21 protein-coding genes and 1 pseudogene are annotated in these 22,909 nt (G+C 71.1%); 10 read left to right on the forward strand and 12 right to left on the reverse strand.

The features are described 5' to 3' along the window. Positions 1–10 precede the first annotated feature (10 nt). On the forward strand, positions 11–532 hold the full coding sequence (locus tag V5P93_RS18725; protein WP_104481376.1) for a DinB family protein: 522 nt from the start codon (positions 11–13) through the stop codon (positions 530–532). A 162-nt stretch (positions 533–694) separates the two neighbouring features. On the opposite strand, the gene V5P93_RS18730 is transcribed toward V5P93_RS18725, so the two are convergent. Continuing rightward, the gene (locus V5P93_RS18730) at positions 695–964 is read right to left on the reverse strand and encodes a hypothetical protein (RefSeq protein ID WP_104481405.1); all 270 of its coding nucleotides are present in this window, start codon (positions 962–964) and stop codon (positions 695–697) included. Between the two features lie 86 nt (positions 965–1,050). Further along, positions 1,051–2,010, reverse strand: coding sequence for an adenosine deaminase (gene add, locus V5P93_RS18735; RefSeq protein ID WP_104481377.1), 960 nt, complete (start codon positions 2,008–2,010; stop codon positions 1,051–1,053). A gap of 137 nt (positions 2,011–2,147) precedes the next feature. Here add and V5P93_RS18740 point away from each other — a divergent pair, with 137 nt between their 5' ends. Next, the gene (locus V5P93_RS18740; RefSeq protein WP_181043714.1) at positions 2,148–2,561 is read left to right on the forward strand and encodes an STAS domain-containing protein; all 414 of its coding nucleotides are present in this window, start codon (positions 2,148–2,150) and stop codon (positions 2,559–2,561) included. 6 nt (positions 2,562–2,567) lie between these two features. On the opposite strand, the gene V5P93_RS18745 is transcribed toward V5P93_RS18740, so the two are convergent. Both V5P93_RS18745 and V5P93_RS18750 read right to left on the reverse strand, forming a co-directional pair. Further along, a complete protein-coding gene (locus tag V5P93_RS18745) occupies positions 2,568–2,972 on the reverse strand; it encodes a hypothetical protein (RefSeq protein ID WP_104481379.1) in 405 nt (134 codons plus the stop codon). 84 nt (positions 2,973–3,056) lie between these two features. Next, complete coding sequence (locus V5P93_RS18750; RefSeq protein ID WP_104481380.1) at positions 3,057–4,199, reverse strand: MFS transporter; 1,143 nt, start codon at positions 4,197–4,199, stop codon at positions 3,057–3,059. Positions 4,200–4,249: 50 nt separating this feature from the next. Here V5P93_RS18750 and V5P93_RS18755 point away from each other — a divergent pair, with 50 nt between their 5' ends. After that, positions 4,250–4,720 carry a helix-turn-helix domain-containing protein gene (locus V5P93_RS18755; protein ID WP_104481381.1) on the forward strand — a complete coding sequence of 157 codons (471 nt, stop codon included), beginning with the start codon at positions 4,250–4,252 and terminating at the stop codon, positions 4,718–4,720. On the opposite strand, the gene V5P93_RS18760 is transcribed toward V5P93_RS18755, so the two are convergent. After that, on the reverse strand, positions 4,709–5,644 hold the full coding sequence (locus V5P93_RS18760) for a phosphotransferase family protein (protein ID WP_219824095.1): 936 nt from the start codon (positions 5,642–5,644) through the stop codon (positions 4,709–4,711). The two genes, V5P93_RS18755 and V5P93_RS18760, sit on opposite strands and share 12 nt — an antisense overlap. A 1,383-nt stretch (positions 5,645–7,027) precedes the next feature. On the opposite strand from V5P93_RS18760, the gene V5P93_RS18765 reads away from it, so the two are divergent. Both V5P93_RS18765 and V5P93_RS18770 read left to right on the forward strand, forming a co-directional pair. Beyond that, positions 7,028–8,020 (forward strand): tyrosine-type recombinase/integrase, encoded by a 993-nt coding sequence (locus V5P93_RS18765; RefSeq protein WP_104481407.1) that lies wholly within the window; start codon positions 7,028–7,030, stop codon positions 8,018–8,020. 73 nt (positions 8,021–8,093) lie between these two features. Beyond that, a complete protein-coding gene (locus tag V5P93_RS18770) occupies positions 8,094–9,674 on the forward strand; it encodes a methyl-accepting chemotaxis protein (RefSeq protein WP_104481382.1) in 1,581 nt (526 codons plus the stop codon). A 50-nt stretch (positions 9,675–9,724) separates the two neighbouring features. Here the strand turns inward: V5P93_RS18770 and V5P93_RS18775 are convergent, their stop codons facing one another. Then, positions 9,725–10,048, reverse strand: coding sequence for a hypothetical protein (locus V5P93_RS18775; RefSeq protein WP_104481383.1), 324 nt, complete (start codon positions 10,046–10,048; stop codon positions 9,725–9,727). A 468-nt stretch (positions 10,049–10,516) separates the two neighbouring features. On the opposite strand from V5P93_RS18775, the gene V5P93_RS18780 reads away from it, so the two are divergent. After that, positions 10,517–11,593 carry a transposase gene (locus V5P93_RS18780; protein ID WP_104481384.1) on the forward strand — a complete coding sequence of 359 codons (1,077 nt, stop codon included), beginning with the start codon at positions 10,517–10,519 and terminating at the stop codon, positions 11,591–11,593. Here the strand turns inward: V5P93_RS18780 and V5P93_RS18785 are convergent. From V5P93_RS18785 to V5P93_RS18795, 3 genes are read right to left on the reverse strand one after another with little or no spacing between them, the layout of a single operon-like run. Continuing rightward, positions 11,581–13,482 (reverse strand): helix-turn-helix domain-containing protein, encoded by a 1,902-nt coding sequence (locus tag V5P93_RS18785; RefSeq protein ID WP_146108230.1) that lies wholly within the window; start codon positions 13,480–13,482, stop codon positions 11,581–11,583. The genes V5P93_RS18780 and V5P93_RS18785 overlap by 13 nt on opposite strands. Before the next feature lie 19 nt (positions 13,483–13,501). After that, positions 13,502–14,647 (reverse strand): transaldolase family protein, encoded by a 1,146-nt coding sequence (locus V5P93_RS18790; RefSeq protein ID WP_181043715.1) that lies wholly within the window; start codon positions 14,645–14,647, stop codon positions 13,502–13,504. A 19-nt stretch (positions 14,648–14,666) separates the two neighbouring features. After that, entirely contained in the window at positions 14,667–15,320 is a 654-nt protein-coding gene (locus V5P93_RS18795) for a flavodoxin family protein (RefSeq protein ID WP_104481387.1), read from the reverse strand. A gap of 331 nt (positions 15,321–15,651) precedes the next feature. On the opposite strand from V5P93_RS18795, the gene V5P93_RS18800 reads away from it, so the two are divergent. Next, the gene (locus V5P93_RS18800) at positions 15,652–17,112 is read left to right on the forward strand and encodes an MFS transporter (protein ID WP_104481388.1); all 1,461 of its coding nucleotides are present in this window, start codon (positions 15,652–15,654) and stop codon (positions 17,110–17,112) included. A 52-nt stretch (positions 17,113–17,164) separates the two neighbouring features. Here the strand turns inward: V5P93_RS18800 and V5P93_RS18805 are convergent, their stop codons facing one another. Next, positions 17,165–17,395: a hypothetical protein gene (locus tag V5P93_RS18805; protein WP_104481389.1), complete on the reverse strand. Its 231-nt coding sequence runs from the start codon at positions 17,393–17,395 to the stop codon at positions 17,165–17,167. Between the two features lie 69 nt (positions 17,396–17,464). Next, complete coding sequence (locus V5P93_RS18810; RefSeq protein WP_219824096.1) at positions 17,465–18,106, reverse strand: ankyrin repeat domain-containing protein; 642 nt, start codon at positions 18,104–18,106, stop codon at positions 17,465–17,467. Between the two features lie 94 nt (positions 18,107–18,200). Between V5P93_RS18810 and V5P93_RS18815 the strand changes: the two genes are divergently transcribed. Both V5P93_RS18815 and V5P93_RS18820 read left to right on the forward strand, forming a co-directional pair. Further along, complete coding sequence (locus V5P93_RS18815; protein WP_219824097.1) at positions 18,201–19,232, forward strand: hypothetical protein; 1,032 nt, start codon at positions 18,201–18,203, stop codon at positions 19,230–19,232. 303 nt (positions 19,233–19,535) lie between these two features. After that, positions 19,536–20,147: a hypothetical protein gene (locus V5P93_RS18820; RefSeq protein ID WP_374065041.1), complete on the forward strand. Its 612-nt coding sequence runs from the start codon at positions 19,536–19,538 to the stop codon at positions 20,145–20,147. Positions 20,148–20,220: 73 nt separating this feature from the next. Here the strand turns inward: V5P93_RS18820 and V5P93_RS18825 are convergent, their stop codons facing one another. Beyond that, positions 20,221–21,939 carry a Xaa-Pro dipeptidyl-peptidase gene (locus V5P93_RS18825; protein ID WP_104481391.1) on the reverse strand — a complete coding sequence of 573 codons (1,719 nt, stop codon included), beginning with the start codon at positions 21,937–21,939 and terminating at the stop codon, positions 20,221–20,223. Positions 21,940–22,004: 65 nt separating this feature from the next. On the opposite strand from V5P93_RS18825, the pseudogene V5P93_RS18830 reads away from it, so the two are divergent. Next, positions 22,005–22,887: pseudogene (locus V5P93_RS18830) on the forward strand (IS5 family transposase). Positions 22,888–22,909 lie beyond the last annotated feature (22 nt).

Below are 22,909 nucleotides of genomic sequence, written 5' to 3' on the forward strand. Positions count from 1 at the left end.
CTCAAGACCCATGTCCGCCACCGGAACCACCCCGGAACTGGACCGCCGCTGGCCGCGCAACGACGCCCGGGACGAACTGCGCCTCGGGCTCGAGTTCCTGACCTTCCTGCGCGTCACCGCGGTCACCAAGGCCACCGGCCTCACCCCGGACCAGGCCACCGAGACACCCCTGGCCACCTCACCGCTGATGAGCGTCCTCGGGATCGTCAAACACCTCACCGCCGTCGAGCGCTACTGGCTCACCCGCACCGCGGGCGGCACCGACCACCCGCTGCTGTGGGACCCCACCGACGTCCACGCCGAATGGCGCGTCACCGGCGACGACCTGCCCAGCACCGTCCTCGCCGCCTACCGCGACGAGTGGGACACCGTCGACAAGGCCATCGCGGGCCTGACCCCCGACTCACCCGCCCGCGCCGACGACCGCTACACCCTGCGCTGGATCATCGCCCACGTCGTCCAGGAAACCGCCCGCCACATCGGCCACCTCGACATCCTCCGCGAACTCCTCGACGGCACCACCGGCGAATAACCCGCGTGATCACCCCCGGCCACTCCGCCGGTGCTCACCGCTCGGCACATCCACACCCCGCCTCGCCCGCGCCGCCGCACCAGTACGAACGCCCCGGCACCGCCGGGCACGGCCCGGTGGGGTCGCGACCAGCACGGCCACGACCCCACACCACACCCGGACCTACCGCGCGCCGACACCACCCAACTGGCGCATCCCGGCCTCGGTCACCCGCACCGCCGCGTCACGCGCACCCGCGACGGCCCGGATCGCCACCAAACCCCGACGCTCCAGCACCACCACCGCGTCCGCCGCCCACTGCGGCAACCGACCCGCCGACAAACCATCGCCACCAGCCCACAGGAACCCCATCGGCACACCCCACAGGCCCGAGTGGAACAACACCTCACCGGCCGCCACGTGCCGCAACGCACTCGTCTCGTTCTTCGTCACCACAACCCCTCCCCAGTACCAACGGGCGACCACCGGCGCCGAGGGAGCGGCCACCCCGACACCACCCGGGCGCCGGGGACACCACCTCACCCCAACCAGCGGCCGATCCCGGCCAACAACGCTGCCTTCGTCCCCTCCGAAGCGAAGGACGACTCCACCGACGCCCGCGCCAAACCCGCCAACGCCACGTCGTCACACCCCAACCCCGACCGCCACACCCCGTACTCCGCGGCCAACGACCGACCCGTCACGTTCGGCACATCGGTGTTCACCGTCACCACCACACCCGCCGCCACCAACCGCCGCACCGGGTGCTCCGCCACCGAACCCACCAACCCCAACGCCACGTTCGACGACACGCACACCTCCAACGGCACACCGCGGTCGCGCAACAACGCCACCACCTCCGGGTCCTCCACCGCCCGGAACCCGTGCCCCACCCGGTCGGCCAACCCGACCTCCACCGCCTCCCGCACGCTCACCGCGCCCGCCGACTCACCCGCGTGGTGCACCAACCGCAACCCCGCCTCCCGGGCCTCCCGCAACACCCCCGCGAACGGCGCCAACCCATAGGCCTCGTCACCGGCCACACCCACACCCACCACACCCCGGTCGGCGAACTTCACCGCCAACTCGACCGTGCGGCGCATCCGCTCCACCGACCGACGCCGCGAATGGTCCAGCAGCACACCGAACTCCACCCCGTGGCGCCGCCGCCCCTCGGCCAACCCGTCGAGCACCGCCACCAACGGCATCTCCGGATCGCCCACGCGCTCACCGTGCGACGCCGCCGTGAACGTCACCTCCGCGTAGCCCACACCCGCCGCCGCCTCATCCGCGCAGAACTCCACCGCGACCCGCCGGAAATCCTCCGCCCGCCGCAAACACCCCCGCACACCGGAGTTCCAGTCCGCGAACTCCCTGAACCCCGAGAACCGACCGGGTGACCCGCCCGGCCCGCCGATCTCGACCAGCGTCGAGAACCGCACCGCACTCTCCAAATGGACGTGCAGATGCGCCTTCGGCAGACCGGACAACTCGCGCATGCCCCCGAGGGTAGGCACCGCGCCCCGAGATCGCCCCGATTTTTCGCCGAATCCGAACACACCCGGCAACCTTTGGCCCGCCACCGCGGATCAGGGGGAGTAGCAGACCGCACACCGACGAAAGGCGTGGGATACCCGTGGCACCGAGCTTCGCCCGGCCGACGACACCGCACCCCCGACGCGAGCTCAACCTCAGCGTCCACCGCGGCACCCACGCGGTCACCATCACCGCGTCGGGTCACATCGACCTGGCCACCGAAGCCCCCTGGCACGACCACCTCATGCGCGCCTGCACCGCCGCCGACGACACCACCCGCGTCACCGCCGACCTCACCGCCGTCACCTTCCTCAGCTGGGCCAGCGCCGCCGTCCTCCTCCGCGCGCACCGCGCCTGCCACCGCCGCGGCCGCGCCTTCCGCGTCCTGGCCACCGGACCCGTCCTCACCGGCCTGCAACTCACCCGGCTGCACGAGGAGATCACCATCATCCCCACCACCCGACCGGTCACCCGCGCCCCCGCGCCCGCCGCCTCCGGCTGGCTCATCGCCTGAACAGGCTCACCCGCCGGGGGAGAAGAACGCCCGCGCCGAACGCGGCACCCACAACAACGCCACCACCACCAGCTGCACCACGTCCAACGCCGGGATCACCCCGTGGAACATCCCCGACGACGACCACGTCACCACCATCGCCACCGCCGACACCACCTGCGACATCGACGTCATCCGCCGCGTCCACGCGCGCCCCGACGCCAACCGCCACACCAACACCGCGCACAGCAACACCAGGAAACCGTGGAACACCGAACCCGACACCACCTCGGACCCCGCCACCGAGCCCCGGTTCGCCCACAACACCGACACCATCCCCAGGTGACTCGCCGCCACCACCGCGAGCAACACCCGCGCCACCCGCACCGCGGCGGGAACCCGCGCCGACTCCACCACCGCCGCAGCGTCCACGTGCCACCCTCCCAGGTCCTCCCGCGACCCTAGGCACGCACCACACACACCGACCACCGGCGCGCCCCGCCCCCTTGAGCGCGCCTACAGCGCGACCCGGCGAGCCCACACCCACACCACCAGCCCGCACACCGCGAACCCCGCGCCCAACGCGTTCGACCCCACCCACCCGGTGGCGTCGAACGCCGCGGTCGTCGCGGCCGCGCCCAGCGCCGAACCCAGCGAGTAGAACACCATGTACCCGCCCACGACGCTGCTGGTGCGCTCCGGATGCGCCGCGGTCAACAGGTGCTGGTTGCTCACGTGCACCACCTGCACCGCGAAATCCAACACCACCACGCCGACGACCAACCACCACAACGACACCTGCCCGATCGCCCACCACGACACGACCAGCACCACCAACCCACCACCGGTGACCGCGCCCGCCAACCCGCCGTCCGCCCACCGACCCGACCTCGCCGCGCCCACAGCGCCCGCCAACCCGGCCACACCGAACAGCCCGATCTGCGCCGGACTCAACCACCACGGCGCCCCCGCCAACGGCAACGCCAACCCGCCCCACAACGCGCCGAACGACGCGAACAGGAAAAACGCGATCAGCCCACGCGAGACGAACAGGCGCTCACCGAACAACCCACCCAACGACACCAACACCCGCCGGTACCCGTCACGACCCACCCGGGGATCCGGCGGCAACACCCGCCACACCACCGCCGCCAACGCCACCAGCAGCACCGCCAACACCACGTACACACCGCGCCAACCCCACACCCCGGCCACCGCACCCGCCACGACACGCGCCCCCAGGATGCCGATCACCACACCCGAGGTCACCACACCCAGGGTGCGGCCCCGCTCCCCGGGCGCGGACAACGACGCCGCGTAGGCCACCGCGGTCTGCACCACCACCGCGAACAGACCCACGACCACCAGGCCCCCGAACAACACCCACGCCCGCGCCGCCGACGCCACCACCAGCGCGCCGACCGCCGTCATCCCCAGGTGGCCCACCAGCAGCACCCGCCGGTCGACCACGTCGCCCAACGGCACCAGCACGACCAACCCGACCAGGTAACCCACCTGCCCGGCCGCCACCACCCACCCCAGGTGGGCCCGCGCCACGCCCAGGTCGGCGCCGACGAGGGGGAGTAGCGGCTGGGCCGCGTAGATCCCCGCGACCGCGACCGCGCACACCGCGGCGAACACCAGCCTCCACGTGCCCATCCACACCCACGATCAGTAGCATTTTGCAACTGATTCGACGGTAGGGCAGAATGGTTTCAAACAGCAACTCTTCGGGAGGCGCGGTGACCACCACCTGGACCGACCCCACCTGCCCCGTCGCCCGCGCCCTCGACCTCATCGGCGACCGCTGGACCCTCCTCATCATCCGCGACGCCATGGACAACGCCCGAACCTTCACCGACTTCCAACAACGCACCGGCATCGCCCGCAACATCCTCACCGACCGACTCCACCGCCTGATCGACCGAGGCATCCTCCACCGCCACACCGCCCCCACCGGCAAACGCCAGATCTACACACTCACCCCCACCGGGCGCGACCTCTTCACCGTCATCGTCGCCCTCCGCCAATGGGGAGAACGCCACGCCTACACCCCCGACGAACCCCACTCCACCCTCATCGACCACCACGGCCAACCACTCCCGCGGCTGCACCCCACCGACACCCACGGCACCCCCGCCGACATCGACACCACCACCGTCCACAAGTCAGGGGAGTAGCGCCAACGCCTCACCCAGATTCCGCTCCACAACCCGCACCATGAACTCCCGATCCGGGAAATCCCCATCCAACAACCGCAACGGCCCCGCCACCAACGACAACCGCATCGCCAACCCGTAGAAGTCCAACCGAGCCCCATCCAGGTCGCTGCACGCCAGCGGCGCGTAGTGCGGACCGAACCGCAACCGCAGGAACACGTGCTCCCACTCGACATCGAAGAACATCAACCCCTCGACGTCGATCAACACCGCCCCACCATCAGCGCCCACCAACACGTGATCCGGCCCCAACTCACCGTGGATCAACCCGTACTCGGCACGCGGCGCCACCCGCTCCCGCAGCGCGACCACCAGCTCGCGAAGATCATCGTGAGCCCGCTCGACCCGGCCATCACGCCCCGCCGCCTCCGCCAAATCCCGCACAGCCCGGTCGAACACCACCCGCTCACACGACGAACCCGTGATCAACGGCCGATCCACACGACCGAACCCGGGGGAGCGGCGACCACGCATCGCCCCCAAGAACCGCGCCAGGTCACCCAGCGCCACCCGCGCCCGATCCGTCCCGAGCACCGACTCCAACGTCCCACCCGAAACGTCCTCGACAACCACCACATCCACCCCGACGGCCAACACCCGAGGCGTCCGCACCCCGACCTCGTCCAGAACCCGCCCCGCCGCCAGGAACAGGTCCATCCCACTCGCGTCCGCGAAGACGTCGACCTCGGCGACCTCCGGCCAGAAGTTCTCCTCAGCGGCCCACCGGTACACCACCACACTCGACCCGCCATCGAACCGAACCCGGTACACACCCTTCTTCGACCCGCCGCGCAGCCGATCCACACCGACCACCCGACCGTTGACCACACCGCGCGCCGCCACCGACACGGCTTCGACCACCTGCGCGGACGTCTCCCTCGCCACCGACACACCCTCCATCACGGACCATCCTCAAGTGACCTCGAGCCAACCTATCGGTCCTCAATGGACGGCCGCACACAATTGGCGCCCGCTGCCGCACCTCGCCGAGACGGACCATCCGGGCGCGAACACGGTCCGAGCCCAGGTCGCAGCCCACCGACCACCGTCACCCCACCGGCTCACCCGGGACGAACTCCACCCGGAGACATCGCACTCAAACGACAACGCGAGCGGCGGGGGAGTCAACGCCAAGTCGCCATCCGTATCACCGCCAGCGCGACTGGCCGGTTTCCGGCCCGTACGGACTCCAGCCGCCGAGGAAGGGCTCAAGATCCGCCCCCGCCAACTCCGGAACGTCCGGTATAACAGGCAGATCCTTCAAAGGATCCGCGCCAGCGACGTACTCATGCGCCCAGGCCAACCAAGCCCGGGCACCGTCGAGACCCTCGTCATCACGCGGGGCTTCGCCGATTCGACGCTCCAACGCCTCGCAGTAGCCACGGAGCAGAGTGACCCGTTGCCACCTCGCCGCCTGCTCAGCCGAATGCTCGGCTTGTACCGAGTTCTATGTGCTTGTGAGGGTGCTTCTCCCTCTCCGCAATCAAGGCTTGAGCGGCGACCTGCCGTTCCGCGGCGGTACGAGCGGTGGCGCGTGGTGGTGGTCGGCGTCCGGGTTGACGGGTCGAACCTCGGCGTTCGCACTCTGCGTCGCTTTCTCCCGCACAGGTTTGTGCTGCGCGCCTGGGTAGGTCCGGGTGGTGGCCATGGCTGAGGTAGAAGCGGCCGGCGTCCGTCCTGCTCGCGCAGTACTGGCCGTGCCGTCGACTGATGGCGACCAGCGAGCGATCACGCAATGCCCGCGCCGATCGGCGCGTGATCGCATGGCACAGACGCGCTGCGGCGAACATCTTGATCGTGATCGCCGGGACGGGCGGCGGGGCTCGTGAGTGACGAGAGGGACGCTCCAGCTGGCGCGGTTCTCGAATCGGCGGCTTCGGACGCCTGACGGGGAGCCGTTGGGGAGGCGCGTGGGACGGCCCTCCGGACGCTACTTGACATAATGTCGATTATCGAACTCCCGTCAACCCGCAGGTCGGCACCCGGAAGGTGCTCAACTATGCGTCACCGTGACGTTTTACCGGTGTGTGACGAGATGTGGCCCTGACAGCCTCCAGTGGCCCGTCTGGGCGCCTGTGGACGTCCATCAGCGCCTGGCCGTCACGTAGCCGGGCACCGGGCGAACCGGGCCGTGCGACGGTGTCGCGTCTGCGCGAACTCGTCGGCGGGTGGTCTGGTCCCCGGCGGTGACCTCCTGGCTCTCGAACGTCTGTTTGATGCATAATTGCGGTTATCCATGATCCAGCCGGTGCGCGGACTGTCGGGGTGATCAGGTATGTACACCTGGTGAGGTTGGTCGAAGCGCAGGACGCGTTCTTTCTGGCTCGGCGGTCCCGGAAGGACTCGCCGCATACGACGGCGGCTTATCGGCGGGATCTGGCCGGGGTGAGTCGGTTGATCGCCCAGGTGGTCGGGGTCGGCGACGTCGGGCGGGTGTTGGCCGACGACGTGACGGCCCAGGTGTTGCGGGAGGCGTTCGGGTTGTTCGCCGACACGCACGCGAAGAGCTCGGTGGCGCGGGCCTGGTCGACGTGGAACCAGTTCTTCCAGTTCTGCGTGGCCGACGGCCTGGTGGCGGGCAACCCGATGGGCGCGATCGGCCGCCCCCGACCCGCTCCCCTCTCCCCCAAGCCGCTGCGCGGCGAGGGTACGCCGGAGCAGCTGCTGTCCGCGGTCGCCGGTGGTGCCCGCAAGGCCCGGGCGCCGTGGTCGGAGCGGGACCTGCTGGTGCTCGCGCTCGGGCTGGTGGCGGGGTTGCGGGCGTCGGAGATCCGGGCGTTGCGGCGGTCGTCGGTGGTGGGCAGGCCCGGTGAGCGGCGACTGTTCGTGCACGGGAAGGCCAACCGGGAGCGGTCGATCCCGATCGAGGTGCCGTTGGAGCGGGTGATCGAGGCGTACCTGGCGTCGTGCGAGGCGCGGTTCCCCGCGGCGCGGTTCTCGGACGAGTCTCCCCTGGTGCTGGGTGGTGATGGGGCGGGGATCGGTCGCGGAGCGTTGGATTATCTGGTGAAGGCGTGCTTTCGGGCGGCGGGGATGCACGACCGGGTGCCTGCGGGCGCGAATCTGCACGCGTTGCGCCACACTTTCGCCACGCGGTTGGCCGAGGACGGTGCGAACGCGGTGGAGATCATGGTGCTGCTGGGGCACGCGAGCCTGAACACCAGCCAGAACTACATCGACGCGACCGGTGAGCAGCGGCGCGCGGCGGCGGCGAGCAACCGCACGTACCGGTTGCTGGCCGAGTTGGCTGGTGAGGACTAGGGAACGCTCATGTCCCCCGTGGTGCGGTCGATGAGTGGATCACGCCGTCGCGACAGGGAATGGGGCATGGGTCATGGGGTTGCTGGACGACCGCTCGGTGCGCGCGAAGATCTTCTCCGTGTTGGCGGTGGCGTCGGTGGGCATCGTGGCCGCGACGGTGATGACGCGCGTGGCGCTGGACAACATGGGTGCGACGTCGGATGTGCTGTACGAGCGGGGTGTGGCGGCGGGGTTGCAGGAGTCGCTGGTGCACCAGCAGGAGATCAAGGTCCGGATGGACCTGATGGCGCACGTGGCGGCCCTGCCCGGGGATCGGGCGGCGTGGGCGAAGGCGATCACCGAGGACGAGGCCGAGTTGGACGCGGCGACGGCGAAGTACAACGCGTTGGCGGGCAATTCGACGGATCTGGCGGAGTTCACGCTGCAGTGGGGTCAGGTGCGCGACCTGTACGGGAAGCTGCTGCTCCCGGCGGCGGAGGCGGGGGACTCGGCGGGCTGGTGGGAGGCGTACACCAAGCGGGTGCAGCCGGAGATCAAGCAGGCCGTGGCGGAGTTGGACGGGTTGGAGGCGCGGCGGGACGCGGAGAGCGCGGCGCAGCGGGCGGACGCGGATTCGGTGCGGTCCTCGGGTGAGTTGTGGACGTTGGTGGTGTTGGGGTTGGCGTTGTTGGCGGCGGTGGCGTTGGGTGTGGTGGTGACGCGGCGGATCGTGCGGCAGTTGGGGGCGGTGTCGGAGGTGCTGCTGGGGTTGTCGCGGGGTGATTTGACGGCGCGGGTGCGGGTGTCGGGTGGGGACGAGGTCGCTCGGATGGCCGGGTCGTTGAACGACGCGTTGGACAGTGTGGGGTCGGCGTTGGCGGAGATCGGGCAGTCGGCGGGTGAGTTGCGGACGGCGGCGGGTCGGGTGGCGTCGACGAGTGGTCGGATGGCGAAGGACGCGGATTCGGGTCGGGCGCGGACGGGTGAGGTGGCGGAGTCGGCGGCGTCGGTGACGACGAATGTGCAGTCGGTGGCGTCGGGTTCGCAGGAGATGAGTGTGGCGGTGTCGGCGATCGCGCAGTCGGCGGGCAAGGCGGTGCGGGTCGTGGAGCAGGCGGTGACGGCGGCGGCGGGCACGGCGGAGACGGTGAGCCGGTTGGGGGTGTCGAGTTCGGAGATCGGCGCGGTGGTGAAGGCGATCACGGCGATCGCGGAGCAGACGAACCTGTTGGCGTTGAACGCCACGATCGAGGCGGCGCGGGCGGGTGACGCGGGTAAGGGTTTCGCGGTGGTGGCGGGTGAGGTGAAGGACTTGGCGCAGGAGACGGCGAAGGCGACGGAGGACATCTCGCGTCGGGTGGAGGCGATCCAGGCGGACACGGGTGCGGCGGTGGCGGCGATCGCGGAGATCAACGGGATCATCGGGGAGATCAACCAGCACCAGTTGACGATCGCGTCGGCGGTGGAGGAGCAGGAGGCGACGACGGGTGAGATGAACCGGAACCTGGCCGCCGCGGCGTCGGGTTCGTCGGACATCTCGACGCACATCGCGGAGGTGGCGGCGGTGGCGGATTCGGTGGCGGAGGGTGCGGGCGACACCCGCTCGGCGGCGCGTGATCTGTCGTTGTTGTCGGCGCGGTTGAACGCTTTGGTGTCGCGTTTCCGGACTGAGTGAGGTTTTGGGGGGTACTCCCCCGCTGCTGGTGGGGTGGGTCGGCCCCGGGTCTAGTCGCCTGCCAGGGCGGCGAGGATCTCTTCCTCGGTCAGTCCTTCCAGCGGGAGCGCGAAGTCGAGTGACTCGTCGAACAGGGTCAGGGGCTGTTCGGGTGCGAGTTCCCGCTTGGCGTGGAACGCCAGGCGGGCGAGGTGCGGGTGGTTGCGGGCGGCGGAGAGGCAGATGCCGCTGGTCGACAGGGAGCCGTCGAACCAGCGTGAGTCGTCGAGTTCCACATTCCAGGTCAGCGTCATCCGCGGCCCCACGGGCTTGAGTGTGATCTCCGCGTCCGGCCACAGCCTGTGGAGCAGGTGCTCCACGTCGGGTGTGGCCATCCGCCATGACGTCCTTTCGGGTGGGCGGATCAGGTAGTGCATGTCTGGTGCTTCTCCGGTCCTGGTGTCGGTTTGATCGGCGTTGAGGTTGCCGTCGCCGCCGAATGTAGTGCGGTGGACGGGGGTGGTGGTCTGGTCACCTGTGGATGCGGGCGACGTTCTTCCCGCTCACGGGGGCGGGCAGGTGAGGTGGCCCCGGTCGATTCTGGCCAGGCGGGCTTTCGGGGGCGGTCCGGTGGTGGTCCGGCCACCACCTGACTCTCCCCCGGCTCGATCCCGCGGGGTCCTGGCTGCCGGGGGTGGTGGCTGGGCCACCACCGGGTCGTCGAGGTCGGTGTCTGCCGCACCTGGGCAGCTGCTCTCGCTGTGGCCAGTGTTGTCACCACTTCCACAGGTCGGCCGCGGTGGCTGTCCTAGGCAGAGGGGGCACCTGTGACCACTCATCCGAGGCGTCCGCGCGGGGCGCCGGTGGACGACGCGTTGTTCGCGGAGTTGTGTGGTGAGCTTTTCGGTTGTCTGCCGCGGGTCGACCAGCGGGTCAAGGCGGCGGTGTATGTGCGGGGGTTGTTGTGTGCGGAGGGGCGTAAGTCGGTTCGGAAGTTGGCGGCGGTCAGTGGTGGGGCGGTGAGTGAGCAGGGGTTGCACCATTTCGTCAGTGAGTCGACGTGGGATTGGCGGCCGGTGCGGGCTGTCTTGGCGCGGTATGTCGCCGGGGTTGTCCCTGTGCGGGCTTGGGTTGTTCGGCCGATGGTCATTCCGAAGGCGGGTGAGCATTCGGTCGGTGTGGATCGGGGGGTCGGTCAGCTGCGCAACGCGCAGTACGCGGTGGGGGTTTGGGCGGCGTCGGAGGCGGGGTGTGGTCCGGTGAGTTGGCGGTTGCATCTGCCGCGGGTGTGGCTTGACGACCGGGACAGGCGTTCCCGGGCGGCCATCCCGGAGGAGGCGGGCGCGGAGACGGTGGAGGGCTGCGCGGTGTCGGCGTCGCTGGAGGTCGCGGGGGCTTGGGGTCTGCCGTCGCGTCCGGTTGTGTTCGATGCTCGTTCGGCGAGTGTGGCGGCTGTCGTGCGTCGTTTCCGGGCGGCGGGTGTGCCGGTGCTGTTGCGGGTCGGGTCGGCGACGCGGTTGGTGCGGGTGGGGGGCGGGGCCGGTGAGGTGGCCGCGAGGCACCTGGTGGCGGGGGTGCGGCATCTGCGCAGGCCGGTTCGTGTTCCCGGGGCGCGGTCGGCCGAGCACACCGCGGCCGCGGTGGTGGTGCGGTTGCCTGGGGGCACCTGTGAGTTCGTGCTGGTCGGGCATTGGGTCGGGCGTGGCGCTCAGCCCGAGTACTGGTTGAGTGATCTGGTGACGGCGGGTCCCGCCGCGTTGGTGTCGTTGTCGCGGTTGGTCGGTCTGGTCGACGGTGATTTCGGGCGGTTGACCGACGGGTTGGGTGTTCGTGATTACGTTGGTCGTTCGTATGACGGTTGGCATCGGCACGTCACGCTCGTTTCGGTCGCGCACGCGGTGGCGGCGCTGAGCGAGGCGGTGTTGAGCTACGCGGGTTGATCGTCGGGGGCGCGGACGCGGTTCAGGCGTAGTGCGAGCTGTACCTCGAGGGCCTGGGTGGGGTGTTGCCAGTCGGGGCCGAGGAGTTCGGTGATGCGTTCGAGTCGTCGGGCGACGGTGTTGGCGTGGACGTGGAGTTTCTTGGCGGCGTGGGTGGGGCTGCCGCTTTCGGCGAAGTAGGCCTCGAGGGTGCGGGTCAGTTCGGTGTCGCGGAGTCGGTCGTAGTCGAGGACGGGGCCGATGGTGGCGTGTACGAAGCCGTCGACGTCGTGGTGGTCGGACAGCAGGATGCCGAGGAAGCCCAGTTGTGCGGTGGAGGACGCGCGGCCTGCCATGCCGAGCGCGGTCATGGTCGTCAGGCAGCGGGTGGCCTCGTGGTGGGCGGGCAGGATCGCGGCGGCGTCGGTGACGGGGTTCGAGGCGGCGACGGTCGTCGGTTCTCGCACCGACGCCGACACGCTGTCGTGGACGGCGCGCGCGGCGGTGTCGGCGTCGTCGCCGGGGATGAGCAGGACGACGCGGTCGTGGTGCAGGGTTTTCATGCCTCCGCGTCGGTGGCTGTAGGCCGAGGCCCAGATCGATACCTTGCCCAGCGCGTCGCCTTCGGGGCGGACGAGGACGACCGTGTGCGGGTTGGTCAGGTCGATGCCCATCCGCAGGGCGCGTTTGAGGATCTGGTGTGGTGGGCGTTGGGGTTGGGCGAGGAGGTCGTCGAGCAGTTCGTCGCGGAGCCGGTCGTCGGAGGCGTCCGCGTGGTTGTCGAGTAGGAGGTAGGTGGTGGCGGCGTGGGCGGCGACTTGGATCAGGCCGCGTTCGTGTTCGCCGGGTTCGTGGTCGGGGCGCAGGAGCAGTGCGCCGAGGTGTCGGTTGCCCGCGTGCAGGGGCATGGTCCACAGGCCGTCGGGTGCGCGGGTGGGTGTGCGTCCGGTGTGGGCGGTGATCATGGCGGCGGTGAGGGCGTCGGGGTCGTCGTCGGGGAGTTCGCCGATGGAGACGAGGATCCGGGAGTCGGTGGTGGTCAGGCGGAGGCTGCCGCCGAGGTGGTGGTGGGCCTCGGTGAGCACGGTGGTGAGGTCGGCTCCGTCGATGACCAGTTCGAGCATCCTGGCGTGGGTGGCGGTGAACTCGCGGATGGTGGCCGCGGCGGTGTCGGCGGTGGTTTGGTGTTCGCGTAGCCGCGTGATGACGTCGTCGGAGTGTTCTTGGAGTTGGGCGCGTTCGATGGCGACGCCCGCGAGGTCGCCGAGGCTGCTCATCAGCGAGACCTCGTCGGTGGTGAACCGGCGGACGGTGCGGGAGGCGGCGTAGAGGGCGCCGAAGGGTGTGTTCCGCGAGAACAGGGGGACGGCCATGACGGTGCGCAGGCCCTCGGCCTCGACGACCTCGTCGATGGCGGGGCTGTGGTGGATGCGTGGGTCGTTGAGGTAGTCGGCAGTCCAGAACGGGGCCGCGTTGAGCAGGACCTCGTTGCCGACGCCGCCCGCGCCGGGGAGTCGCAGGCCGACGCTGAGCACGGAGGTGTGTCCGTCGGCGGTGCGGATGTGGATCGAGTCGCCGTCGGGGAGGCTGATGTAGGCCATGTCGACGCCGAGGAGCAGGCGGGTGCGGCGGGTGATCATTTTGAGCAGGGTGTCGACGTCGGTGGCGATGGTGAACTCGCGGGCGGTGTCGACGAGTGCGGTGAAGTCGGCTTCGCGGTGGCGGTGGCGGGTCAGTTGTTCGGCGACGTCGAGCGCGACCCGTTTGGCGTGGTGGAGCACGGCGGGGTCGGCGCCCTGGGTGACGGCGTGGGTGATCGCGGTGTCGTATTCGTGTGGTTGGGCGGTGCCGGACAGCAGTTCCAGCATCGCCAGCACGGCGGAATCGACGGCGGAATGCCCCTCAACCACGCCCCACGCCCTCAGTGCGTCAGGCCCGCGGTTCCCCTTCGCGCGGGCGACTGACGTCCGAATGTACTGGGGTCGTCAACCGCGGGTGCGTCGGTGTGGGGTTGGTGAGCCGGTCGTGGAGCAGCCGGATCAGTCGGTGCCAGTCGCGGGTGGCGCGGTGTGCGGCCTCCCGCTCCAGTTGCCGGGCGATGGCGTCCGGGTCCACTCCGGTTCCGCGCAGTTCGTCGAGTACGGCCTGGGCGGTGGTGTGCTCGCCGAGCAGGGTGTCGCCGAACAACTCCCCCGGTGTGTCCAGGGCGGTTCGGGGCAGGGCGGTGGCCGTGCCCCAGCCGACCACGCGGCCCACGGCGCCGGGGGCGGTGTGCCACAGCAGCCGCTGCTTGCGGGCCCCGGCCGCGTGCAGGGCCCGCCAGCGGTCGCCGCCCAGTGACCGCTCGTACTCGTGGTAGAGCAGCCGCGCGGTGGCCAGGCCCGCGGATCCCGGCAGCGGGGCCGCGGGCCGCGCGCGGAGCCGGGTGTCGACGGCCTCGTCGAGGCGGCCGATCGGGACGCCGACCAGCGAGGGGATGGTCGACAGGTCCAGGCCCGCGGTCCGGGCCGCGGTCAGGCCGTCGAAGTAGGCCTCGACCACCTGCCGGTAGCGGGTGGTGGAGTACACGTCGGTGGCGTGCACGCCTATCCCGCGGGCCAGGCAGCGGCGGGTCGCCGCCAGGCCCGCGGGGGTGGCAGGCAGTGCGACCATCGTGTTGGGGCGGCGCAGCAGGGCCGCCGCGCGCATGCCCGCCACCTCGGCGGTCCGCGCGTGGCCCGCGGCGGTGGCGGGGATGTCGACGGAGACGTGCCCGTCTTGGCCGCCGGAGTGGAGGTGGACCTCGCGCAGGGCGTCAGCCGCCGCGCGGGCGACGGCCGCGGCGAGTGCTTCGGCGGCCGTGTCGGGGTCGGCTCCCTGGTCGAGCAGCCGGTGCAGCGGGCGGGCGTGCGGGTCGGGGCCGTCGGTGGTGGTGAGCGAGTCGATGAGCGCGGTTACCGTGGTGGTCGCCCCGTGCAGGCTTTTGGGGCCGACGGCGCCCGCGAACCAGCCGGAGTCGATCCAGCGCCGGTCGAGGCCGTCGAGCCACGGGGAGACGCCCTCGCTGACGAGGTCGCCCAGGTTCACGTCCGCCATGTGGCCCATCTCGTGGGCGCTAGACGGACGTGGTGAGCCCGGCCTTGATGGCCGCAGCGATCTCGATCACGCGGCGGGTCTGGAACCCGATCGCGAGGAGGTTGTCGTCGGTGACGTTGAGCGCGAGACCGCCCGGGACGGCTTGCAGGCCCGAGGTGGCGCTGACGCCGTAGGGGTTGCCGTTGCTCGGGCGCAGGAGCACGTCGTCGAGCACGCCGGGCGCGACGATGATCGCGCCCCAGTGGTAGAAGACGTTGTTGAGCGACAGGATGGTGCTCTCCTGGCCGCCGTGCGGGGTGCCGGTGGAGGTGAACGAGGACATCACCTTGTTCGCCAGGCCGCGGCGGGCGTGCAGCTCGAAGGTCCGGTCGATGAAGTGCTTGAGCGGTCCGGCGAGCAGGCCGTAGCGGCCGGGGGTGCCCCACAGCACCGCGTCGGCCCAGTAGAGGTCGTCGGTGGTGGCCTCGTCGACGTCGTCGCGGGCGGTGGCGGCGTGCTCGGCGTTGGCCTCGGTCCAGGCGGGGAAGTTCGGGGCCAGCGGCTCGGTGGTGATCTCGGCGGCGCGGCGCAGGCGGACCTCGGCGCCCGCCGCCTCCCCCGCCGCCGCGGCGGCGACGGCGAGTTTGTGGATGTTGCCGGTGGCCGAGTAGTAGACGATGGCGAGTCTGGTCATGTCCGGTCGCTCCCTGGCGGTGTGCCGCGGACGCCTCCGGTCCGCCTGCTGTCTGCCGTGTACGGGGTCGATGCTCGTCGTCGGGTGGGGCGCGCGCCAGCCGGCGGCGGAAGTCTGTCAACTCGGGACCGTCCCGACCGCTCCCCCACTATTGATCCACTGTGGACTGTGCGGGTGACCTGACGGACTTTCGGCCACCTGACAAGGTATTCCGGTGTCGATGGCCGGGGGAGCGCGCCCCCGCCAGGATCGGTTCGTCAGCGAAACCCCGCGGGCGGCTCGACGAGCCGCGTGTGGCATCGCGCTTTCCCGGTCCCAGAGAGGTTCCACCATGACGTCCACGGCCGCGGGCGCCCTCGACCGCGCCCCCCGGCGCCGCCGCGCGGGCCTGACCCTGGCCCTGCTCGCCTTCGCCCAGCTGATCATCTCCATCGACTACAACATCGTCTACGTGGCCCTGCCGGAGATCGGCACGGGCCTGGGCTTCACCCAGCAGACCCTGCAGTGGGTGATCAGCGCCTACGCGGTCACCTTCGGCGGCTTCCTGCTGCTCGGCGGCCGGGCCTGCGACCTGTTCGGCCCGCGCCGGATGTTCGTCACCGGCCTGGCGCTCTACGGCGTGTCCTCGCTCATCGGCGGCTTGGCCCCGAACTCGGCCGTGCTGATCCTGGGCCGCGCCCTGCAGGGCGTCGGCGGCGCGTTCCTGTTCCCCGCCACGCTGACGCTGGTCTCCACCGGCTTCGCCGAGGGCGCCGAGCGCAACCGGGCGTTCTCCGTCTGGGGCGCCGCGGGCGGCTCCGGGATGATCCTGGGCTCGCTGCTCGGCGGCGTCCTGACGCAGGCGTTCGGCTGGGAGGCCGTGTTCTACGTCAACGTCCCGCTCGCCGCGCTCGCGCTGCTGCTCGCCTTCCCGTTGACCGCCCCCGACACGAACGCTGTCGGTGGCCGCTCGTTCGACCTGGCGGGGGCGCTCACGTCCACGGTCGGCATCACCGCGGTGGTCATCGCCCTGGTGCAGGGCCCGGAGTCGGGCTGGCTGGCGCCGGTCACGGTGATCAGCGCGATCGCGGGCGTCGTGCTGCTCGCCGCCTTCGTCGTGGTCGAGAAGCGCGGCGCCGACCCGCTGATGCCGCTGCGGCTGTTGCGCGACCGCAACCTCGGTACCGGCATGGGTGTCACGTTCCTGTACATGGCGACCATGGGCACCCTGCTGTACTTCCTGACCGTGTTCTTCCAGGGCGTGCAGGGCTACAACGCGCTGGAGACCGGCTTGGCCTACCTCGTCCCGATGGTGGCCATCTTCACCGGCGCGATGGTCGGCGGCAGGCTGGCCACCCGGTTCGGTCCGCGGGCCACGATGGTCGGCAGCCTGGTCGTCGGCGCGGTCGGCACGGTCGTCACGGCGTTGACCATGCATCCCGGCGACCCGTACTGGGTGCTGGTGCCCGGCATGCTGGTCCTGGGGCTGGGCCAGGGCACCGGCTACACCGTGATGTTCGGCGCCGCCACCGCCGACGTGGCGCCTGCCGAACAGGGCGTCGGCTCGGGCATGGCCTCGACCAGCCAGCAGATCGGCGGCGCGCTCGGTCTGGCCGTCCTGGTGGCCATCGCCAACACCGCCGAGGACGGCGCCACCGGCGACGCGCTCCCCGCCGCCATCACCGACGGCCTCACCACCGCGATCCTGGTCGCCGCGGCGGGCATCGTGATCACGGTGTTCGTCGCGCTGAACTTCACCAAGCCCAAGCCCCCGGCCCGGCACGAGGACACCAGGACGGCCGTGACCGTCTGATCCCGGCTCCGGCGCGCCCGCCCAGCGCGCCGGAGCCCCCCTCGCCCACCACCTAGTCGACGCGTCCGCGCAGCGTGAGAACGACCCGCATCACCTGCTCCACCGCGGCGGGGAACACCGCGGCCCGCAGCTCGTCGCGGCTGGCCAGGGCGCGGGCGGCGAGGCCCAGCACCACGTCCTCGTCCATCCGCCGCACGACGAGGGCGACGATCTCCTCCAGTGGCAGGTGGGGGTGGTCCAGGCGGGTCAGGACGACCTCCACCAGCAGTTCCTCGTCAGTCACCGCTCCCCCTCGGATGGCACACCACCATTATCCCGGCCACGAGCCGGACCGGCCCGGACACGCCGGCGATCAGCCCCACCCGTCCTCGACGAGCACGCACCCGGCGGTGGTGATCCGGTGGGTCTGCCCGGAACCGCCGACCACCCGGCAGAAGCTCCGCACGACGAGGCCCTCGCCCTCCAGTCGGTACCCGAACCCGCCGTACATGCCCGGAACCGGGAAGAACATGTCCGGCTTCTCGAGTTCGGTGAGCACCTCCAGCTCCGGCAGCCGCAACCGGTGCTCGCGCACCAGGTGGTCGGCGCGCTCGCGGATCAGGTCGTGGAGGTGCCCGCCCAGCACACCGGTGCGCAGCGGGTGCCGGATCACCGGCGTGAGCAGACCCGCCAGGTGCGCGTTCCCCCGGCGCAGCGCGATGTCCAGCGCCCGGTCACCCGCGGCCGTCCGCAGGGTGAGCCAGGGCCCGCGGGCCACCATCCGGCGCACGACCTCCGGGGACGCCCCCAGCCAGGCCGCCTGGTGCACGGGGGTGAACCAGCTGTTCCCGCCCGGTCTCCAGGCGTTGACCAGGCTCGGGGACCTCTCGATCATCCCCAGCACGGTGGCCCACTCCCCGTCGCGGGCGGCCGAGGCGAGCCGGTCGCGCTCCGCGAGGTGGACTTCCCGCAGCGAGCCGCCGAGGGTCGTTCCGTCCCAGTCCGTGTTGGCCACGCCAGGACGGTAGCCGCGCGGATCATGGCGGTAACGGGCGGGCCGCCGCGCCGATGCACAGGAAACCTACTGTGCGTCCCGGGAGTCCTGACCCATGCCTGACCTGACGATGTTGGTCGCTGAAGTGGCGGTCACCGTCACCGGCGAGGAACACCACCAGCCCGCGCTCCGCCGCTACGACGTCGCGCCGGGGCGCCAGCGCCGGGTTCGCGTCGAGCTGGCCTGGAGCGTCATCCAGGCGGGAAAGCGGCGCGGCGAGCGAGCCATCGAGGTCCGGCTGGACGGTTCCCGCGTCGGCGGCCTGACCGCCGCGATGTCGCGGCGCTACGGCCCGCTGATCGACGAGATCACCGCGCGCGGCGGCGTGCCCGGCTGCCGGGCGGTGATCCAGCGGGAGGACGCCCGGGGCCTGCAGATCAGCCTCCGCCTGCCGCGCCGCTCGGACGACGAGCGGCCGTCCCCGCAGGTCCCGCCGGTCGGCGGTGCCGGCTCGGCGCCGACCTCCCGGCTGCACCCGCCCGCGGAACCGGCCGTGGCGGGTGAGCCGACCCGTGTCGTCCCGGTCGAGCCCGCCGTGGTGCCGATCGAGGTCGCCGCAGCGCCGAAGCGCTCGAAGCGCCCGCTGGGGATCGCGGCGGCGGTGGTCGGCGCGGTTTTCGTCATCGCGGTCGCCACCAACAACGACGACGCCAAGAACACCGCGGCGGAGACCACACGCACTCCTGCCACGACCACAACAACCACAACAACCACGACGACTTCGACGACAACGACCACCACAACAACGACGGCGACCGTGGCCCCGGCCGCACCGCTCCTCACCACCGAACTCCCGGCCGCCCCGACCACGGTCGCACCCGCGCAACCGGCGCAGAAGCCGGCGACCAAGACCACCCAACCCGCGCCGCACACGACCACGCGCCCTCCCGCGCCGAAACCGGTCACCACCACCACGGCCGCGTCCACGTGCAACCCCAACTACAGCGGTTGTGTCCCCATCGCGTCCGATGTCGACTGCGCGGGCGGCAGCGGCAACGGCCCCGCCTACGTGTCCGGCCCGATCCGGGTCATCGGCAGCGACGTCTACGGACTCGACAACGACAAGGACGGCATCGCCTGCGAATAGCCCACACGGTGGCGATCACCCGACTCCACAGCACCTGCCGCGGGGTCACCGCCGAACTCGACGTACTGCGGGAACGGGTGGATTCGGCCGACGCCGCCGCTCGGACGGCCGAGGAGCAGCTCTCGCGGGCACGCGCGCAACTGGACCACGCGCCACCGCGCCGCCGAGGCCGAACACCTGATCGCCCGGCTGCGCGCGCGGCGCCTGGAACTCGTCGAACGCCTCGACCACGAGACGACCGCCGAGCCCGAGTACGTGCCCGTGCCGACGCTGCCCGTGGACACGCCGGCGGAGCAGCGAGCCGTGCTCGATCGCGTGGACGTGCTGCTGGCGGAAGCGGCGCCTGCCCGCGTCCACCGCCGGTCCATCGCCGCGGCGTGGGCTTGCCTCGCGGGTGTGATCGCGACCGTGGTCACCGTCAGCGGCGGACCGGACGACCGCGGCCTCGGCGGCGTCGCGCCGACCACCGGCGTGCCGCTGAGCACGACCACGGCCGGTCCCGCCACGTCGAGCCCGACCATGTCGCTCGCGGCGGACCCGGGTACGAAGTTGCGGGCATGGGGCACGGACCCGGTGTTCTCCGAGGAGCGGGACGTCGATGGGAAACGCGTCCGCGACCTCACCTGGAACTTCACCGGCACCGAGAGCACCGCGGTGCGACTGGTCGACCCGCCGCCCGTCGACTTCCCCGAAATGGCCACGCTCACCGGCAGGATCGTGCTGACCGGGACCTGCGACGAGGTCGTCGTGTCCATCGCACCCCCGAGGGCACCCAGGCATCGGACAACCGGAAATCCCAGGTCACACTGCGGCCACGGGTCGTGGGCAGCCTGTACGCCCGGTTCGTCTTCACGGGCACGGTGTACCCGACGATCACACTCACCCCGAAACACGCGCCGTGCGACGCGCGGGTGACCTGGAGCGTCGTGCACGACGGCGCGTAGCCGTTCGGCGGGCCGGGGCGGGGCTCGCCCCGGCCCGCCGAGTCTCAGCTGAGGGGCAGGGTCAGCGAACTCTGCGCCGGGGACAGCCGCAACGTGGTGCCCGCCGTGGGGCGGAGGGTGTAGTCGTAGTCGGTCGAGATGACCACCAGGCCGATGCGGTGGCCCGTCGCGAACACGTGGTCCTTGGGTTGCAGGGCGAAGGTCAGGTCGTACTCCTGGCCCGGCACCACCGGCCGGCCCGCGGTGTCACCCGCCCGGTTCTGCGGGTCGATCCAGCCCCGCGTGACGATGGTCGGGGTGGTGCCGCTGTAGTCGACCAGCAGGGCGGTGAGGTTGGCGGCCTTGCGGTTCTCCACCGCCACCCGCAGGGTCACCCTCGGCACACCGGACAGCTTGGTCGCCTTGGTCAACGCCGCGCTCCGGTAGACGAGTCTGCCGGTGTTCGCGGTGTCCGGGCCCGCGACGAGGGTGGCCGCGGTGGTCGTGCGGCCGCGGTCGGTGAAGGTCTGCTTGACCTCGCCCGCGCCGGTCGAGGCGAGCGTGCCGGGCGCGGTGGCGGAGGTGGCGCCCAGCCGGTAGGCGGTGTCGCGCGCGGCGGGGTCCGGCCAGTCGGCGTAGCGCTGCCAGGTGCCGTCCGCGAACTGGACGTCGGCCTTCGGCTCGGTCATGACGCCGTTGTCGATCCCCTTGAGGTGGTAGTCGAACCAGCGCCCGACGGCCGCCTGGTAGTCCGAACGCGACGGTGCGCCGTGGCCGCCGCGGTGCAGCCAGATCTTGCGGGGGACGTTGTTGGCCTTCAACGCCTCCCACCACTGGGAGTACTGCTGGCCCTTGACGTTCCAGTCGCCCTGGCCGTGGATGACGAACACGCCCGCGGTGACCTTGTTCGCGTCGCGCACGTAGTCGCGCTGCTGCCAGAACGCGGTGTTGTCGCCGGTCGTGCGGTCCTGGTCGCGCCCGATCGCCGCGAGCTGGGCCGAGCACCTGGCGGAGTTGGCGACCACGGCCTTGGCCAGCACGTCGGCGTCCTCACCCTGGTAGCCGCCGGGCGCCACGACCAGGCCGTTGGCGCGGTAGTAGTCGTACCAGCGGGAAATCGCCGCGATCGGCACGATCGCCTTGAGCCCGGCCACACCGGACACCGCGGCGGCGTTGGGCAGCGTGCCGTTGTAGGAGATGCCGATCATGCCGACGTTGCCGGTGCTCCATGTCGCCCGCACCTCGGCCCCTGACCGGTTGTAACCCTTCGCGCGCCCGTTGAGCCAGTCGATGACCGCCGTGGCACCGAGGGTCTCGTTGCGGTCGCCGGTGGTGGGGCAGCCGTCGGAGTCGCCCGTGCCGATGCTGTGCCCCATGACCACCGCGTAGCCGCGCGGCACGAAGTAGTCGTCGTACCAGTCCGGCAGGTCCGGCACCGGCCGCGCCACCGGACCAGTCGCGGCTAGGGCCGCCGGGAACAACCCCTCCTGCGGCAACCGGTCCACGGTCACGCTGTGGTTGGCGGCGGTGTTCAACCCCTTGGCGTACGGGCTGTGCTCGAACACCACGGGAACCCTCGCGGCCCCGGCGGGCCGCGAGATGTCGATGGCGACCCGGTCGGGGCGCCCGTTGTTGTCGGTGTCGACGCCGGTCTCGACGTAGACCCGCTCCTCGACCATGGCGAAACCGGGACCGGGCGGGGAACTCGCCGCGGAGGTGGCCAGGGGGACGCCACCACCCACGACGAGCACCAGCGCCACGGCGGCGCGGGGCAGGGACCGCATGGGGGACTCCTTCGCTAGGGCCCGTCCTCAAAGCGGGTGGGCCGGACGTGGTTTGATCTTGTGTCGTGGTGCGCAGGCATGAGCTGACTGACGAGCAGTGGCAGGCGTTGCAGTCGTTGTTGCCGGTGTCGGGGGCGAAGGGTCGCCCTCGTGTGGATGACCGGCGTGTGATCAACGGGATGTTGTTCAAGGCCAAGACCGGGGTGTCGTGGCGTGATCTGCCGGAGCGTTATGGGCCGTGGAAGACGGTCTACAACCGGTTCTGGCGCTGGTCACGCAACGGCACCCTCACGATGCTGGTGGCGAGGGTGCGGGTGATCGCGGAGGCGATCGACGAGCTGGACCGGGAGGTCTCGGTCGATTCCAGCATCGTGCGTGCTCATCAGCACGCGGCCGGTGCCCGGCGCCGTACGGCCGCGCACACAGGGGGCGAGCGGGTCGTGCGGCGGGCAGACCGAACCAGATGATCATGCTATCGGCCGGTCACGTGGCGGCCTGTCCACCAAGATCCACCTGGCCTGCGACGGACACGGTCGCCCACTGACGACCGTCTTGACCGGCGGGAACACCAATGACTGCACCATGTTCGACACCGTGCTGGCGGGCGTGTGGTTCCCGCCGGCACGACCAGGCCGACGTGCCACACGTCCGGCGCGGGTGATCGCGGACAAGGGCTATTCCAGCCGCGCCATCCGCGGCTACCTGCGCCGGCGCGGCATCCGGGCCACGATTCCCGAACGCCGCGACCAACGCGACGGCCGGGCCCGCCGCGGCCAGGCAGGCGGTCGGCCACCCGCCTTCGACCCGGTGATCTACAAGCGCCGCAACGTCGTCGAACGCTGCTTCAACCGGTTCAAGCAGTTCCGCGCGATCGCCACCCGCTACGACAAGACCGCCCTGTCCTACCAAGCCATGATCGACCTCGCCGCCCTCACCCTCTGGCTTTGAGGACAGGGCCTAGGGAATCCCC

The organism is Actinokineospora auranticolor (assembly GCF_041897805.1).
In the GTDB taxonomy this organism is placed as follows: domain Bacteria; phylum Actinomycetota; class Actinomycetes; order Mycobacteriales; family Pseudonocardiaceae; genus Actinokineospora; species Actinokineospora auranticolor.

Bases quoted from the DNA above. Each gene is read 5' to 3' on its own strand.
- V5P93_RS18750 (WP_104481380.1), bottom strand. From the start codon at position 4,199: ATGGGCACGTGGAGGCTGGTGTTCGCCGCGGTGTGCGCGGTCGCGGTC.
- V5P93_RS18790 (WP_181043715.1), bottom strand. From the start codon at position 14,647: ATGGCGGACGTGAACCTGGGCGACCTCGTCAGCGAGGGCGTCTCCCCG.
- V5P93_RS18725 (WP_104481376.1), top strand. From the start codon at position 11: ATGTCCGCCACCGGAACCACCCCGGAACTGGACCGCCGCTGGCCGCGC.
- V5P93_RS18825 (WP_104481391.1), bottom strand. From the start codon at position 21,939: ATGCGGTCCCTGCCCCGCGCCGCCGTGGCGCTGGTGCTCGTCGTGGGT.
- V5P93_RS18770 (WP_104481382.1), top strand. From the start codon at position 8,094: ATGGGGTTGCTGGACGACCGCTCGGTGCGCGCGAAGATCTTCTCCGTG.
- add (WP_104481377.1), bottom strand. From the start codon at position 2,010: ATGCGCGAGTTGTCCGGTCTGCCGAAGGCGCATCTGCACGTCCATTTG.
- V5P93_RS18800 (WP_104481388.1), top strand. From the start codon at position 15,652: ATGACGTCCACGGCCGCGGGCGCCCTCGACCGCGCCCCCCGGCGCCGC.
- V5P93_RS18795 (WP_104481387.1), bottom strand. From the start codon at position 15,320: ATGACCAGACTCGCCATCGTCTACTACTCGGCCACCGGCAACATCCAC.
- V5P93_RS18775 (WP_104481383.1), bottom strand. From the start codon at position 10,048: ATGGCCACACCCGACGTGGAGCACCTGCTCCACAGGCTGTGGCCGGAC.
- V5P93_RS18815 (WP_219824097.1), top strand. From the start codon at position 18,201: ATGCCTGACCTGACGATGTTGGTCGCTGAAGTGGCGGTCACCGTCACC.
- V5P93_RS18755 (WP_104481381.1), top strand. From the start codon at position 4,250: ATGGTTTCAAACAGCAACTCTTCGGGAGGCGCGGTGACCACCACCTGG.